This is a genomic window from Roseixanthobacter finlandensis, from assembly GCF_043195105.2.
GTDB lineage: Bacteria > Pseudomonadota > Alphaproteobacteria > Rhizobiales > Xanthobacteraceae > NCEH01.
The window spans coordinates 1,111,807-1,127,408 of record NZ_CM195536.1 but is presented as its reverse complement, the minus strand read 5'-3'; the positions used below and the strand labels follow the sequence as shown (position 1 = coordinate 1,127,408).

10 protein-coding genes are annotated in these 15,602 nt (G+C 66.7%); 3 read left to right on the top strand and 7 right to left on the bottom strand.

Annotated elements, in window-relative coordinates:
- On the bottom strand, positions 1-1,188 hold the full coding sequence (locus V5G24_RS05275) for a cysteine desulfurase family protein (RefSeq protein ID WP_394080241.1): 1,188 nt from the start codon (positions 1,186-1,188) through the stop codon (positions 1-3).
- Between the two features lie 318 nt (positions 1,189-1,506).
- Here V5G24_RS05275 and V5G24_RS05270 point away from each other — a divergent pair, with 318 nt between their 5' ends.
- Positions 1,507-2,169, top strand: coding sequence for an alpha/beta hydrolase (locus tag V5G24_RS05270; RefSeq protein WP_348847392.1), 663 nt, complete (start codon positions 1,507-1,509; stop codon positions 2,167-2,169).
- 67 nt (positions 2,170-2,236) lie between these two features.
- On the opposite strand, the gene V5G24_RS05265 is transcribed toward V5G24_RS05270, so the two are convergent.
- Positions 2,237-3,346 carry an anhydro-N-acetylmuramic acid kinase gene (locus tag V5G24_RS05265; RefSeq protein ID WP_394080239.1) on the bottom strand — a complete coding sequence of 370 codons (1,110 nt, stop codon included), beginning with the start codon at positions 3,344-3,346 and terminating at the stop codon, positions 2,237-2,239.
- A 91-nt stretch (positions 3,347-3,437) separates the two neighbouring features.
- Between V5G24_RS05265 and tyrS the strand changes: the two genes are divergently transcribed.
- Positions 3,438-4,682 (top strand): tyrosine--tRNA ligase, encoded by a 1,245-nt coding sequence (gene tyrS / locus V5G24_RS05260; protein WP_394080237.1) that lies wholly within the window; start codon positions 3,438-3,440, stop codon positions 4,680-4,682.
- Between the two features lie 53 nt (positions 4,683-4,735).
- On the opposite strand, the gene V5G24_RS05255 is transcribed toward tyrS, so the two are convergent.
- A complete protein-coding gene (locus V5G24_RS05255) occupies positions 4,736-5,140 on the bottom strand; it encodes a PRC-barrel domain-containing protein (RefSeq protein ID WP_394080235.1) in 405 nt (134 codons plus the stop codon).
- Between the two features lie 148 nt (positions 5,141-5,288).
- Complete coding sequence (locus tag V5G24_RS05250) at positions 5,289-8,846, bottom strand: YhdP family protein (RefSeq protein WP_394080233.1); 3,558 nt, start codon at positions 8,844-8,846, stop codon at positions 5,289-5,291.
- A gap of 134 nt (positions 8,847-8,980) precedes the next feature.
- Between V5G24_RS05250 and bcp the strand changes: the two genes are divergently transcribed.
- On the top strand, positions 8,981-9,451 hold the full coding sequence (gene bcp, locus V5G24_RS05245) for a thioredoxin-dependent thiol peroxidase (protein ID WP_394080231.1): 471 nt from the start codon (positions 8,981-8,983) through the stop codon (positions 9,449-9,451).
- A gap of 57 nt (positions 9,452-9,508) precedes the next feature.
- Here bcp and prfB read toward each other — a convergent pair whose 3' ends face one another.
- From prfB to V5G24_RS05230, 3 genes are all read right to left on the bottom strand, one after another.
- Positions 9,509-10,639: a peptide chain release factor 2 gene (gene prfB / locus V5G24_RS05240; RefSeq protein ID WP_394080229.1), complete on the bottom strand. Its 1,131-nt coding sequence runs from the start codon at positions 10,637-10,639 to the stop codon at positions 9,509-9,511.
- A gap of 241 nt (positions 10,640-10,880) precedes the next feature.
- Positions 10,881-13,331: a penicillin-binding protein 1A gene (locus V5G24_RS05235; RefSeq protein WP_394080227.1), complete on the bottom strand. Its 2,451-nt coding sequence runs from the start codon at positions 13,329-13,331 to the stop codon at positions 10,881-10,883.
- Positions 13,332-13,568: 237 nt separating this feature from the next.
- Positions 13,569-15,083 (bottom strand): N-acetylmuramoyl-L-alanine amidase, encoded by a 1,515-nt coding sequence (locus tag V5G24_RS05230; protein ID WP_394080225.1) that lies wholly within the window; start codon positions 15,081-15,083, stop codon positions 13,569-13,571.
- Between the last annotated feature and the right edge of the window lie 519 nt (positions 15,084-15,602).

Here is a 15,602-nt window from a genome sequence, read left to right as displayed (position 1 = left end):
CTAAGCCGCCCGTTCCGGGCGATTTCTGACGCGGGGCACCGTGCGGCCGATGGCCGCCAGCGCCGCGTCGATATCTTCATTCGTGCTCGACCAGCCGAGCGACAGGCGGATCGCGCCGCGCGCGTGCTGTTCCGCGAGCCCCATGGCTTTCAGCACATGGGATGCACCGACCTTGCCCGAGGAGCAGGCGGAACCCGCGCTCACTGATAGATGGGCAAGATCGAGGGCGATCACCAGGGTTTCGGCCTTGATGTCGGGGAATATAACACAGACCGTGTTGGGCAGGCGCGCGACATTCGCCCCAAGCACCATGGCATCCGGCACGCAAGCGATGAGGCCCGCTTCCAGGCGATCGCGCAAGGCGGCAAGGCGCGCGCCCTCCGTCGCAAGCTCGGCCTCGGCGGTGCGCGCCGCCGCGCCGAAGCCGGCGAGCGCGGCGACATTCTCCGTGCCGGCGCGCCGGCCCCGCTCCTGCCCGCCGCCGGCGATCAGCGGCTGGCGCACAACATTATCGCCATGCCCCGCCACCAGCGCGCCGGCGCCCTGGGGGCCGCCCAGCTTGTGGGAGGACAGGGTGAGAAAATCCGCGCCCAGCGCCCCGATATCGAGCGCGATGCGCCCGGCCCCCTGCACAGCATCGCAATGCAGCACCGCGCCCCGCGCATGGGCCAGCGCCGCGACTTCCGCCACCGGCTGGAGAATGCCGGTCTCGTTATTGGCCAGCATCACCGACACCAGCACCTGCCGCCCCGCCGCCGCATGGCGCGCGAGCGCGCTATCCAGAGCTTCGAGATCGATCCGGCCGTCGGTGTCCAAAGGAAGGGTTTCGACCTGCTCCGGTGCGAAGCGATGGCCCTGCAGCACGGAAGGGTGCTCGCCCGCGCCCGCCAGGAGCACGTCGCACGTGACCCGCCGCCCGCGCACCTCAAGGGCGGGATGGAGCGCCAGGGCATTGGCCTCGCTCGCCCCGGAGGTGAAGACGATGCCGCGCGGATCGGCGCCCGTGAGCGCGGCGATCTCGCGGCGCGCCTGTTCCACGCGCTGGCGCGCGGCGCGCCCGTCCGCATGGATGGAGGAGGCATTGCCGCCTTGGTCGAGGGCATCGAGCATCGCCGCGCGCGCCTGCGGCCGCAAGGGAGAGGTGGCGTTATGATCGAGGAAGACCCGTGCCGAGGGTGCCGCGCTCATGGTCGCGCCCTCGCGATCGTCATCGCCATTGCACAGCCCCGACCCGGCGCTGCGGCAGAGCGCGCATCCCGGACCGAAGGCTTGCAATTGGGCATCTTCTCATCCATATGTCAGACTTCATCCGTCTCTGCCCCGCAGCGTTGTTAACATCGCGCGGCCGGAAGGGATAAATTAGAATTATTCTAAATAGATAGGGCGGCGTCCAGGCCAAGTCAAGACGTCCTCGCGAAGACGTCTTTGGGCAGGTTTGTGTTTCGGCCCGGCCGAACAGCATCTGTCCCGCCTTTGCTGCTGCCCGCCGAGAGGTTGCGGACGTCCATGCCAGAAGTCATCTTCACCGGCGAGAAGGGGCGGCTTGAGGGTCGCTATCAGCCCGCAAAGACCCGCAATTCCCCCATCGGGATCATTCTTCATCCGCACCCGCAGTTCGGCGGCACGATGAACAATCCCGTGGTGTACAATCTTTATTATCAGTTCGTGAACCGCGGCTTCTCGGTGCTGCGCTTCAATTTCCGGGGCGTCGGGCGCAGCCAGGGCTCGTTCGACCATGGCCCGGGCGAACTCTCCGACGCCGCCGCCGCGCTCGACTGGGCGCAGTCGGTGAACCCGGACGCGCGCGCCTGCTGGATCGCCGGCGTGTCCTTCGGCGCCTGGATCGGCATGCAGCTTCTGATGCGCCGGCCGGAGGTGGAAGGCTTCATCTCCATCGCCGCGCCCGCGAACCTGTTCGACTTCTCCTTCCTGGCGCCCTGCCCCTCCTCCGGCCTGTTCGTCCATGGCGACAAGGATGCGGTGGTGCCCACCACGGCGGTCGCCACCCTGGTGGAAAAGCTGAAGACCCAGAAGGGCATCGTGATCGAGCAGCAGATCGTGCCCGGCGCCAATCACTTCTTCGACGGCAAGACCGACGAGCTGATGAACGTGGTCGGCACCTATCTCGACAAGCGCCTCCCCGGCGCCCGCACCACCAGCGCAGCCTGAAGCAAGGCTTCGTTCGCAAGAAACCACGCGCGCCCGAAAGGCGCGCGTTTTTCGTTTCGGAGCGACGTCAGGGGTGGAATACCACCCCGCCCGTGAGCGGCTGCGGCGCGCCCGTGGTCGAGGGGAAGGTCAGCGGCAGCCCCCGCAGGGTCCGCACCGCCAAGAACCCGAACGCATGCGCCTCCAGCGCATCGGCGGACCAGCCGACGGCCTCCGCCGGCACCACGGGGACGCCGAGCCGCTCCGCGAGCATGGCGAGAAGGGTCGGATTGCGGGCGCCGCCGCCCCCGACGATCCAGCGCGCGGGCCGTACGGGAAGCAGGGGCACAATCGCGGCGACCGAGGCCACCGTGATCGCGGCGAGCGTCGCCGCCCCATCCTCGGTCCCATAGCCGTCGAGCGCAACGCGCTCCGCCACAAACGTGCGGAATTCGTTGCGATCCAGGGATTTGGGTGGCGGCAGCGCGAAGAAGGGATGGGCCAGCACGCGCGCGACCGCCGCGCCGTCCACCCGCCCCGCGCCCGACAAAAGCCCGTCCGCATCGAAGGGAATGCCGGTGCGGGCGAAGACGAAATCGTCCAGCAATGCATTGCCGGGGCCGGTGTCGCAGGCGATGGGATCGGCGTCGCCGTCAATGATCGTGACGTTCGCCACCCCGCCGATATTGAGCACCGCCACCGGCCCCTCAAGCCCAAGCGCGCCCACCAGGGCCTGGTGGAACACGGGCACCAGCGGCGCCCCCTGCCCGCCGGCCGCCACATCCGCCGCGCGGAAATCGCCCACCACTTTCACCCCCAGCGCATTTGCAAGCGCCTGGCCGAGGCCGATCTGCAAGGTGAGGCGCGCATGGGGCCGGTGCAGCAGGGTCTGGCCGTGGAAGCCCACCACGTCCACATCGCCCGGCGCAAGGCGCATCTGGTCGAGCAAGGCGCGCACGGCCTCGGCATGAAGGGCGGTGATGCGCGCTTCCGCCTCACCCAGCACGCCGGGCCGGGCATCGCGGGAATTCACGCCCCGCGCGTCCGCCATCGCCTGTTCCAGCAGCGCGCGCATCTGCGGCGCATAGGGATAGGTGGTCGATGGCCCGAGCCAGAACACCTGTTCGCCATCGGTCTCGATCAAGGCGGCATCGATGCCGTCCATGGACGTGCCGCTCATCAGCCCCAGAGCCCGCATGCGCTTCCCCCCCATGCGCTTCCCCCCGATGCAATCGCGCGTCAGACCTGTTACACCAGCCGCCTTTCCAAAGCCTGTTGTGCGGACCTCAATGACTGCCTTTCGCTCCGATTTCCTGCGCGTGCTCGACGAGCGCGGCTATATCCACCAGTGTTCCGATGCCGAGCGCCTGGACGCCAAGGCGTGCGAAGGGCCGATCACCGCTTATATCGGCTTCGATGCCACGGCCTCGTCCCTGCATGCCGGGCACCTGCTCTCCATCATGATGCTGCGCACGCTCCAGAGCACCGGGCACAATCCCATCGCGCTCATGGGCGGCGGCACCACCAAGATCGGCGACCCGTCCGGCAAGGACGAAGCCCGCAAGATGCTCACCGACGCGCAGATCGACGCCAATATCGGCTCGATTCGCAAGGTGTTCGAACGGTTTCTGGATTTTGGCGCCGGCGCGAAGATGGAGAACAATGCGACCTGGCTGGACGAGCTGAAATACATCCCGCTGCTGCGGGAAGTCGGGCCGCACTTCACCATCAACCGCATGCTGACCTTCGATTCGGTGAAGCTGCGGCTGGAGCGCGAGCAGCCGCTGACCTTCCTCGAATTCAATTACATGATCCTGCAAGCCTATGATTTCGTGGAGCTGAACAAGCGCCACGGCTGCATTTTGCAGATGGGCGGCTCGGACCAGTGGGGCAATATCGTCAATGGCATGGAGCTGGGCCGCCGCATGCATGGTGCGGACCTGTTCGCGCTCACCACGCCGCTGCTGACCACCTCCTCAGGCGCCAAGATGGGCAAGACCGCCGGCGGCGCCGTGTGGCTCGATGCCGAGCTGCTGAGCCCTTATGAATATTGGCAATATTGGCGCAACAGCGGGGATGCGGACGTGGTGCGCTTCCTCAAGCTGTTCACCGAATTGCCGCTGGACGAGATCGCCCGCCTCGGCGCGCTGGAAGGCCAGGAGATCAATCTCGCCAAGGAGGTTCTCGCCACCGAGGCGACCGCCCTGCTGCACGGCAGCGCCGCCGCCGAGGAGGCCAAGGCGACCGCCCGCAGCACGTTCGAGGACGGGGCGCTCGCCATGAACCTGCCGAGCGTGGACGTCGCCAAGGGCCAGCTTGAGGCTGGCCTTTCGGTCGCGGCGGCATTCGTCGCTGCCGGCCTGGTTGCCTCCACCAGCGAGGCGCGCCGGCAGATCAAGGGCGGCGGGCTGAAGGTGAACGACGCCACCGTCACCGACGAAAAAGCCATGCTCGGCTTGCACGACCTCACGGCGGAAGGCGTCATCAAGCTCTCGCTCGGCAAGAAGAAGCACGTGCTCCTGCGCCCGGTCTGAATGCCCAATAAAAAAGGCCCCCTTCCGGGGGCCTTTTCAGAACCGATGACGGATCAGCGCTTCCAGCGCCCCTCATATTTGAATTCCGGGGCACCCTTCAGCTGCTCCTTGGTGGCGCTCATCATCGCCGTCCATTTCTTGTCATTCTCGGAATAGGCGACCTTCACGGCACTGGGGCGCACCACCACATAGCGTTCGCCCAGGCCCAGGAAGCCGCCGACCGAAATGATGTATCCGGCGAGGTTGCCCTGCGACAGCATCAGGTCCTTGATCTCGCCGACCGTCTCGTTCTGGCCGTTGACGACATTCAGCCCGATCAGGTTATAGCTGAGAACATCGGTCGGCTTCGCAGTGACGAAAGTGTCGGACTGAACGGCGACAGCATTCTGCGCCATTACGGACCCTACGGGCGCTGCGATTAGGGAAACAGCGGTCAGGGCGAGTAGGACTTTGCGCATTAATATTGCTCCTGTATCAAATTACATAACAGGAACGCCAATCTGCACGATAGGTTCCGAGCCCATAAACTGAGGCTTGGGTGTAAAATGCCAAAATCACCTGGATCGCAGGCGCTTCATACCCTGACGTTACTCGATTTTATCAGCGTCAACGCACCGGAGGCGTATCGCTGGAATCGCGGAACTCGAACATCTTGCGCAGGAACCCCGGCGCCACGGCGGAGAGGGGATTGACCCGCAAGGTCGGCCCACTCATGGGGCCCGCGACCTCGAACGTCACGCCCACCAGCCCCTCGTTCGGCCCCCCGCCCAGCAGCATGCCGATCACCGGCACCTTGCTGAACAGATTGTTCAATCCGTAGGCCGGCACATAGGTGCCGCGCATGGAAATGCGCTCGGCGGCGAAATCGATGGTGCCGTCCACGGTCACGCCCGCGACCGGCCCCCAGATCGCGCCCTCGCGAATGGTGACGCTGCCCGGCGTGCGGATGAACTTGGCCTGCGCCTTCTGGAACACCGCCGTTCCCGGCTCCTGGCGGCCGGATGAATCGCGCGCGGCCGCGCTCAGGCTCTCGAGCCCCGGCTCGCCGCGCACCACGAAATCGCGGATATTGACGGTGCCTTCCTGGGGCGAGCTGTCGCCGCGCGGCGGGTCCACCACCACCCACATGTCGCCGCCCTCGATCTTGGGATAGATCTCCAGGAAGCGCAGCACCGCGCCGGCGTCCGACGTGCGCAGGAACAGGGCCCGGCGGCCGGCATCGGTATTGCGGATCTCGCCGGCGAGATTGCCCTCGCGCCCCACCTTGGCGCTCAGGGAAAAGTTGCGCAGCTCCACGCCACGCCGGCTCACGGTGAGGTCCATCTGGCGCAGCACCTCGCCATTATTGCCGGTGAGCGCGCCGATCTTCGCCTCCACATCCACATCCTGGTTGCGCTGCGGCTTGCCGGTCTTGGGGTCCTTGGGCGCGGCCGGGCTGCCGACGAGGCTTTTCATGATGCCGCGCGCATCCACCACGTCGCCGGTGATGCGCACCCGGAGCACGTCGCCCGAACGGTCGGCCTTGAGGCTCGCCTTGTCGCCGTCGGAAAGCTGGAAGGTGGGGAAATTGGCGGCGTTCACATCGCCATTGTCGGCCAGTTCCAGCGATCCCTTGATGAGCGCGCCGGACCCGTCGAGCACCAGTTCGTTGATCTTGATGCGCGTGCCGGTATCCACCGTGGAGAAGCGCGCCTTCAACGGGCGGCCGGCCGGCTTCGACAGGCCGGGGATGAGATCGGAGATCCGCGCCGCGGTCAGGTCCAGCTCGATATTGGCCTTGGTTTCCTGGTTATTGGTGGCACCCACCAGCTTCAGCAGCACCGGCCCCGATACTGCCGTGAGGCCGATGCCGATCTTGCTGCGCGCGGAATCGTCCAGCGTGGCGTTCACGCGCAGGTCCGCGTCGGCCTGGTCCTTCTTCTTCTCATATTCGAAGGTCGCGGGCGCGCCTGCGAGCTTGCCGTCGCCGCGCAGCAGGATGCCGGCGGGCGTCGCGAACACGGAGACCGTTGCCCCCTCCATGCGCTGGCCGGCGAAGATATTGTCGACGCCGAAGTCGGTCAGGGTCGCCTCCACCGAATAATCGGTGTCCGCCGGGTCCGCGACTTTTCGGAAATGGATGTTGATCTGCACCAAGGCCGAGAGCTTCCCGCGCGTGGTGGCGGGATCATATGAGGCACCGGCCGGCCCCTTCAGGGCATCCATGCCCAGCACCTCGATGCCGGCATCGGCTGGGCCGTCGATCTTCACCCGGATCTGGCTGCGCGGTTCGCGGGGGAAATAATCCGGCATGAAGAACACGCCGTCGGTCATGGCGAGCTTGCGGTTGCCGGGCGTCACCACCGTGCCTTCCGGAAGGTTCACCCGAACCGTGCGCCCGGTGACCACCACATTGAGCTTGGCGTCGCGGATCGGCGGCAGGCCCTTGAGCGCCTGGATGGTGAAGCCGGTGCCGCTCATCTCCAGATGAACCGCATCCTCGGGCAGCGGGATTTCCTTCTGCCCGATCAGGTCCAGCGGCATGTTCACGACGATGGTGGAGCCATCCACCGTGCCGCCGGTGACATTCTCCAGCACGAACGTGCGCGCCGGCGGGGCGATGGAGACCGGCCAGAAGCGGCGCACCGTGCTGGAGGGCATGCGCGAGCCCACCGCATTCAGCTTGATGGCCGGCACGTCGATGCCGAAATCCACCATGCCGGTGAAGCTGAGGCCGCCGGCGGCGCTGGTCAGGCCGCCCTTCTCGAACAGCAATTGCTTGTTGGGCGGGGTGTAGCGCCCGGCCACCTCCACCGAGGTGAGCGCCAGGGGTGGATCGGGCATTTCCGGGCCGGCGAACACCACTTCGCGCTGCCGCAGGGTGTAGGGCCAGTCCTGGTCGGCGGCGGCGGGCACCTTCACCTCGCCCTGCAAGTCCACCTTGTTCGCGTTCTTGCTGGCCATCAATTGGTCGATCGCCACCACGCGGCGCTGCGGGTCTAGCGTCAGCGCCAGTTCGGCACCATCCAGGGTGAAGCGCTCCAGGACATCTTCGCCATTGCCGATCTGGCCGGCGCCGAGCTGCACCTTGGCATTGGCGGCGCGCACATTGCCGTCGAGCGCGAGGCGGGCGTTGAGCGAGGCGGACAGTGGCATGTCCATGTAGAAGCGCCGCCAATCCTGGCTAAACGCCTGCACCAGATCACGCGTCGAGACGTCCTTCAGGTCAAGCATCACCGTGCGTTCGCGGTCGGCGACCGGGCCAATGGTGGCGACCAGGGTGGCGGTGCTGTGCGGGCTCTTCACGGTGAAGGTCAGCACCACGCCGCCATGGGCGGGGCGCGCGAGGCGGATCGAGATGTCGTCGAACGTCACCTTGCGGCCGCTCGCCTCGTTCTGCACCACGAGCGTGCCGTCCTTGAGGCCCACGTCCTCGAGCGCTCCCCCGTCGAGTCCGCCGCGCTCCAATTGCTCCAGCCATTGAGCGAGGCCTTTGAGCACGAGGGGATCCGACACCGGCGCGCGCGTCACGCCCGCGGATGCCGCGACGACGGGGGCTTGTGCGCCGGGCGAGGTTTGCGTGCCGGGCGTCGCGCCAGCGGAGGGAGCGGTCGGCGCGGGCGTCGTGGCGGTCAAAGGGGGCACCAGCGGTTCGCCGCTCGGCGTCGTGGTGATCGCTTTCGCGCCCTTGCCGGTGGCCACCGCGACCGAGCCGGACGCGGCGATCTTCACCGTCATCTCCGCGCCGATCAAATCGATCCTGCGCGCGCGCGGCGACAGCGTCAGGAGGCTGCCTTCCAGTTCCACCTCGGCGCTCGGGGCGCTGGCGACCAGTTCATCGCCGGGGCCGGTGACGCGGATGTCGTGGACGATGACGACCGTGCGCCCCTCCTCGATGGTCTCCATCGTGGTGGCGCCAATCTTGACCTTGTAATTCGGCCCGAGGCGCTCCTCGATGGCGCGCGCGATATAAGGGGTCGCGATGTTTGCGGTGACAATGCCCTGGGAGATGAGCGCGTACGCCGTGAGCGCCGCAATGCCGCCGACCGCGAACACGCCCACCAGCAGCCACATGGCCAGGCGCGCGGCACGGCTGCGGGGCACGAGCGCACCGGCGATGCCCTGCAGGCGCGAACGCCGCACATGCCGTTCGCCCGGCTTGAGCTGCCTCGCGTTTTCGCTCATCCCTATGCCACCCTCCGCGTGCCGACTGGCGCCCCCGCGCCCGCATGGTGCGGCGCCAGAATGTACGATCCTGTTTTCCAGGCAAGGGCATCTGGCTCAGGCGGTATGACACCGACACGTCGAAAGGAAGGCACTTGGCTGAAATTCCCCCACAGGGCGCCCCCGCCCCCGCTTTCACCCTGCCCCGCGACGGCGGCGGCACCATTTCCCTCGCCGACTTTTCCGGCCGCAAGCTGGTGCTCTACTTCTATCCCAAGGCTGATACCCCGGGATGCACCAAGGAAGCCATTGCCTTCAACGGCCTGCGCGCCGAATTCGCGCAGGCCGACACCGCCATTCTCGGGGTGTCGGCCGATCCGGTCGGCAAGCAGGACAAGTTCAAGACCAAGTACGACCTTGAGATTCCCCTTGGCTCGGATGAGAGCACGGCCATGCTCACGGCTTATGGCGTGTGGGGAGAAAAGAGCATGTATGGCCGAAAATACATGGGGATAGAGCGCGTCACCCTGCTCATCGACCGCGACGGCACCATCGCCCGGGTGTGGCCGAAGGTGAAAGTCGCCGGCCACGCGGAAGAGGTGCTGGAAGCCGCGAAGGCGCTGTGAATCCGGGGACGACGGCGCCGCGCGAAGGGCGCCGTCGTCTGTCTCACACGGCGCGTCTCACTCCACGTCTTCGACCTGATCGGGCCCGCCGCCATAGGCGCGCTGGGCGAGGGCGGCTTCCATGAACGGGTCGAGGTCGCCGTCCAGCACCTCCTGCGGCGTGCCGGAGGTGACGCCGGTGCGCAGGTCCTTCACCAGCTGATAGGGCTGGAGCACATAGGAGCGGATCTGGTGGCCCCAGCCGATATCGGTCTTGGCCGCCTGCTCCGCGATCGCCTCGGCCTCGCGCTTTTTCAGCTCCAGGTCGTAGAGCTTGGCGCGCAGCATGTTCCAGGCGGTGGCGCGGTTCTTGTGCTGGGAGCGGTCGCCCTCGCTCACCACCGCGATGCCGGTGGGAAGATGGGTGAGGCGCACCGCTGATTCGGTCTTGTTCACATGCTGGCCGCCGGCGCCGCCGGAGCGCATGGTATCCACCCGCACATCGGCTTCCTTGATGTCCACGACGATGCGGTCGTCCACCACCGGATAGACGTCGACGCTGGCGAACGAGGTCTGGCGGCGCGCGTTCGAATCGAACGGAGAGATGCGCACCAGGCGGTGCACGCCCGCTTCGGTCTTCAGCCAGCCATAGGCATTGTGGCCCTTCACCTGGATGGTGGCGGACTTCAGCCCGGCCTGTTCACCCTGCGATTCGTCCATCAGCTCCACCTTGAAGCCGTGGCGCTCGCACCAGCGCCGATACATGCGCAGCAGCATTTCCGCCCAGTCCTGGCTGTCGGTGCCGCCGGCGCCCGCATGGACCTCCAGGTAGCTGTCGTTGGAATCCGCCTCGCCCGAAAGCAGCGCATCCAGCTCGCGGCGCGCGAGCTCGGCCTTCAGCCCGTCGAGCGCGGCGGCGGCTTCCGAGATGACCCCCTCATCGCCCTCAGCCTCGCCAAGCTCGATCAATTCGACATTGTCGGCGAGATCGCGGTTGACCCGGTCGATGGCGCCGAGCGCATCCTCAAGGCCGGTGCGCTCCTGCATGATCTTCTGCGCCCGCTCCGGATCATTCCAGAGGTTCGGATCCTCGGCGATGTTGTTCAATTCGGCGAGGCGCCGACGCGAGCGGTCCACATTGAGATGCTGACGCAGCAGATCAACGGACTGATTGATCTCGTCGACTTTCGCGGCGAGCTCCGCACGCATGGGAAACCTTTCTGATCCGAGGGCCGCGGAAAGTAGCGGCGGCGCGCCCGCCTGTAAACGGGCGGCGGCTAAAGAGCGCGAAACGCCCACGCCCGCCGAACCGACACCCTCCCCCCTTGCGGGGAGGGCTGGGGTGGAGGGTATGGGGTCGCAGGGACCGTCCACGGCCGGGATTAAGCGGGGAGAGATGCCCCTACCCTAGCCCTCCCCCGCAAGCGGGAGGGGAAGGAAGACGACACCCTCAATACAGCCCGCCGGTGCCGGCGCGCACCGCGCGGTCGGCTTCCGGCGTCACGGTGAGCGGCGCATCGCTCGCGCCGATCACCGAATAGCTGTCCGGCGGCGCGGTGCCCGGCTTGAAGGCTTCCAGGATCGCGTTGTCGCCCGTGCCCGCGCGCAATCCGCTCTTGGGATTGATGCGCACCAGCTTGATGCCCGGCGGCACGCGGAACGGAATGGCGGGCCGGTCGGCCAGGGCGGTCTTCATGAAGTCGCGCACGATCGGGGCGGAAAGCACGCCGCCGGTGGATCCCTTGCCCATGGGCTTGGGCTTGTCGTAGCCGAGATAGACGCCCACCACGACTTCCGGCGTGAAGGCCACGAACCAGGCGTCCTTCTCGTCATTGGTGGTGCCGCTCTTGCCAGCCACCGGCCGGCCGAGATCCTTCAGGGCGGTGCCGGTGCCGCGCTGGACCACGCCCTCCATCATGGAGGTGATCTGATAGGCGGTCATGGGGTCGAGCACCACCGGGCGGCGGTCGATCAGGGTCGGCTCGGGCTGGTTGTGCCAGCTGTCCGCATCGCAGCCGCGGCACTCGCGCTCGTCGTGGCGATAGATGGTGTGGCCGTACCGGTCCTGGATGCGGTCGATGAGCGAAGGCGTCACCTTGCGCCCGCCATTGGCCATGATGGCATAGGCACCGACCATGCGCATGAGCGTGGTCTCGCCCGCGCCGAGGGCCATGGAGAGCACCGGCAGCATGTCGTCATAGACGCCGAACTTCTTGGCATATTCCGCCACCAGCGGCATGCCGATGTCCTGGGCGAGGCGCACCGTCATCACGTTGCGCGACTGTTCCAGGCCGAAGCGCAGGGTCTGCGGGCCATAGAATTTCTTGGCGTAGTTTTCCGGCGCCCACACCCCGAGGCCCGGCCCCTGGTCGATCTCGATCGGCGCGTCCAGCACCACGGTGGACGGCGTATAGCCATTGTCGAGCGCGGCGGAATAGACGATCGGCTTGAAGGACGAGCCGGGCTGGCGGAGCGCCTGGGTCGCCCGGTTGAACTGGCTTTCGTCATAGGAGAAGCCGCCGGAGAGCGCGAGCACGCGCCCGGTCAGCGGCTCCATCACCACCATGGCGCCTTCCACGTCCGGGATCTGGTGCAGGCGATATTGCCCGTCCTTGCCGACGATCGGCTCCACATAGATCACATCGCCGGGCTTGAGCACCTGGGCGACCGAGCTGACCGCCTTGTAGGCGTCCGGCCCCTTGGTCCAGCGGGCCCATTTCACACCGTCAAGATTGATCAGGCCGAGGTCGCGCTGGGAAGAGACGCCGCCCGCCTTCTCGCGCGGCGGCTGCATGCCGATGCGCGCCGTGTCCTTGCCCGAATCAAGCACCACCGCGAGCTTCCACGGGATGTCGTAATAGGCCTTCAGCTCGGAGAGCTTCTGCCCCCAGTCGCCGGAGATGTCGATATGATTGACCGGGCCGCGCCATCCGCGCTGCTCGTCGTATCGCACCAGGCCGTCGGACAGGGCCTTCTTGGCGATCATCTGCATCTTCGGATTGAGCGACGTGCGCACCGAGAGGCCGCCCTCGTAGAGCTTGGTCTCGCCATAGCGCTCATAGATCTGGCGGCGCACTTCCTCGGCATAATATTCCGCCGCGAAGATCTGCGCGCCGGTGGGGCGCGGCGTCACGTCGATGGTGGACTTCTTGGCGGCCTCCGCCTGGGCGGCGGTGATGTAGCCGTTCTCCGCCATGCGGTCGATGACCCAGTTGCGGCGGTCGGTGGCGCGCTCGCGCTCGCGGAACGGATTGTAGGAGGACGGCGCCTTGGGCAAGGCGGCGAGATAGGCCGCTTCCTGGATGTTCAGGTCCTCGACCGACTTGTCGAAATAGACCAAAGCGGCGGCGGCGATGCCGTAGGCGCCCATGCCGAGATAGATCTCGTTGAGATAAAGTTCGAGGATGCGGTCCTTGGAATAGGCGCGCTCGATGCGCAGCGCCAGAAGCGCTTCCTTGATCTTGCGGTCGAAGGACACCTCATTGGTCAGCAGGAAGTTCTTCGCCACCTGCTGGGTGATGGTGGAGGCGCCCTGCGGCCGCCGGTTCGAGCCGTAATTCTGGAGATAGAGCATGCCGGCGCGGAAAATGCCGGACGGATCAATGCCGCCATGCTCGTAGAAATTCTTGTCCTCGGCAGACAGGAACGCCTCGATCACCAGCTTGGGCACGGACTGGATGGGAATATAGAGGCGGCGCTGGCGCGCCCATTCGGCCACCAGGGCGCCGTCGTCCGCATGGACGCGCGTCATCACCGGCGGCTCGTAATTCTGCAATTGGGTGTAGTCGGGCAGGTCCTGGGAATATTTCCAGACGAAATAGGTCGCCCCCGCCGCTCCGGCGAGCAACACCAGCGTGCCGAAGGCGAACAGAAATCCGAAGAACCTCAACAGCAGCCGCATTTCGCCGGCTCTCCCTCCACGACACCCGCAAAGCGGCTTTTCCTGCCCGATGCGGGCGAGCCTGTCCAAAAGCCGCATTCGTCCCTTTTGTGCAAGGGTCGCGGCACGAGAAGATCGTAATTCGATGCCGCTGGGACGGCTATGTTGGCCAAAAGTGGCTGCTTCACGACGGAGCGTCAAAAAGGACGACTCTCACCTTGCGGCAGGATTCGACCGCGGTCGATCGCGCGCGACGGTTCAGCGCGGAAGGCTTCCCGTGGCGACGGGCGCGGGGGCACCCGCGCCGCCGGCGACCCGGGTCGCGAAGAAGTCGGCGATGGCGCTCTGCATGGCGTCCGCAAGCTTGTCGCGCCAGGCGTCCGAGGTCATCAGCCTGAGATCCTCGCGGCTCGACATATAGCCCAGCTCCACCAGCACCGAGGGCACGTCATGCGCCTTCAGCACGCGGAAGCCGGCCGATTTCAAGGGCGACTTGTGGATCCGCCCCACGCCCTTCATGGCGCCCACGAGGGTGCGGGCGAACAAAGCGGAAAAAGTCTTCGTCTCGCGCTGGGCGAGATCGAACAAGATGCCGGCGACCGCATCGCTCTCCTCGGAGAGGTCGATGCCGGCGATCAGGTCGGCCTTGTTCTCCTTTTCCGCCACCTGCGCCGCCTCGGCATCGCTGGCGGTCTCCGACAAGGTGTAGACGCTGGCGCCGCGGGCCTGCCCGTCATTGCGGGCGAGCGCGTCGGCATGGATGGAGACGAACAGGGCGGCGCGATTGGCGCGGGCGATTCGCACCCGCTCGCCCAGCGGGATGAAGGTGTCGGTGGAGCGCGTCATGACGACGCGATACTTTCCGCTCGCCTCCAGCTTGTCTCGGAGCGTCAGCGCCACATCCAGCACGATGTTCTTTTCCGCGAAGGCGCTGGCCCCGGTGGTGCCCGAATCGATCCCGCCATGGCCGGGATCGAGGCAGATCACCGGCCGCGTGTCGCCATCGGCAGGGGTATCCACATGTTCCACTTCCGGCGGCGCGCCGCGTGCCTCGGCGGCGGTGGCCACGGTGGAGGTGAAATGGGCCGCATCGGTCTTGACGAGGTCGAGCACGAGGCGCGCCGGCTGGTTGTCCACCGCTTCCAGCACGAACGCCTTGTCGATGGTGACCGGCTCGGCGAGATCGACCACCACGCGCGCCTTGCCAGGCGCGAAATCGCCATAGCGATAGGCATTCACCAGGCCGCGCTTGGTCTGCCCCTTGGAGGCATCGAAGGCGAAGCGCACTTCCGGGAGGTCGAGAATGACGCGATAGGGATTGGCCAGGGTGAAGGCCCTAAATTCCACCGGCCGGCTGAGATCGATCACGAGGCGCGTGCGCTGGGCATCCCCGGCCAGGCGCGCGTCGGTGGCGATGGCGGGGCCCGGCGCGGCGGGACTGGCCGCCGCTTCGGCCGGAGCCACAGGCGACGCGGCGGCGCCGGGGACGGCATCGGGGCGCGCCGCGATCTGCACCGCCAAAGCTTCTGCGGCGCCGGCGGGGGCGGCGGAAGCGAGGCAAAGTCCCATGAAGCCCACCAGACCCAGAACGAGAACCCGGGCGAGAACGAGCGCCTGGCCCAGCAGGTGCGCCGCGGCAGGCTGCGGCCACGCACCTGCGGCGCGGGGCGCGAACGGACGGTCTGAGATACACACCGAGGAGATGGCACGGCGCAGCTGGCGCGATGCCGGCGCCGCTTTTGTCCATCCGGCGCGCTGAATGCGGGCCCACATGTCCAGGAACCTTCCCTGTCCGCCTCCGGAGACGGCAAGACTTGCCATATGTACCGGATAGGGGCGCTTTCGTTAATCCAAGGTTGACGCGAGGCCCACTTCTCGCGGGCCCGTGGCCGGCCCGACACAGGCCCGGATGACATTGTTGCAGGTGGAACAGGCATGAACCTTGCCAAGAGGCGAGCGGGACGGGTAAGAAGGAGATGTATACGGTTCGCGTTCCGGAACAGGCTCTTCGGCCCCCGGCTGCCGCGGCTGCCGCTGATGTCGTCCTGCTTGGGAACTTCCACTTTCCTGAAGCTGGTCAGGCATCTCCCGTCGCAGGCTGCTCAAGGATTTGAGTGTGCCACCCTGCGGCGCGCGCGCCCAAAGCGCGCGACTGGACGGCCGCTCGCGTCGCTCATGCCGCCGAGGAAGCTGTCTGTCGGGGGGAATCGGGCTGCCGTATGCCGGGGCCGGGCACTCGCCTGGTCTGATGCTTCGCTGAGGAACGAGTAGCCGAGGGCATGACTTTCAACC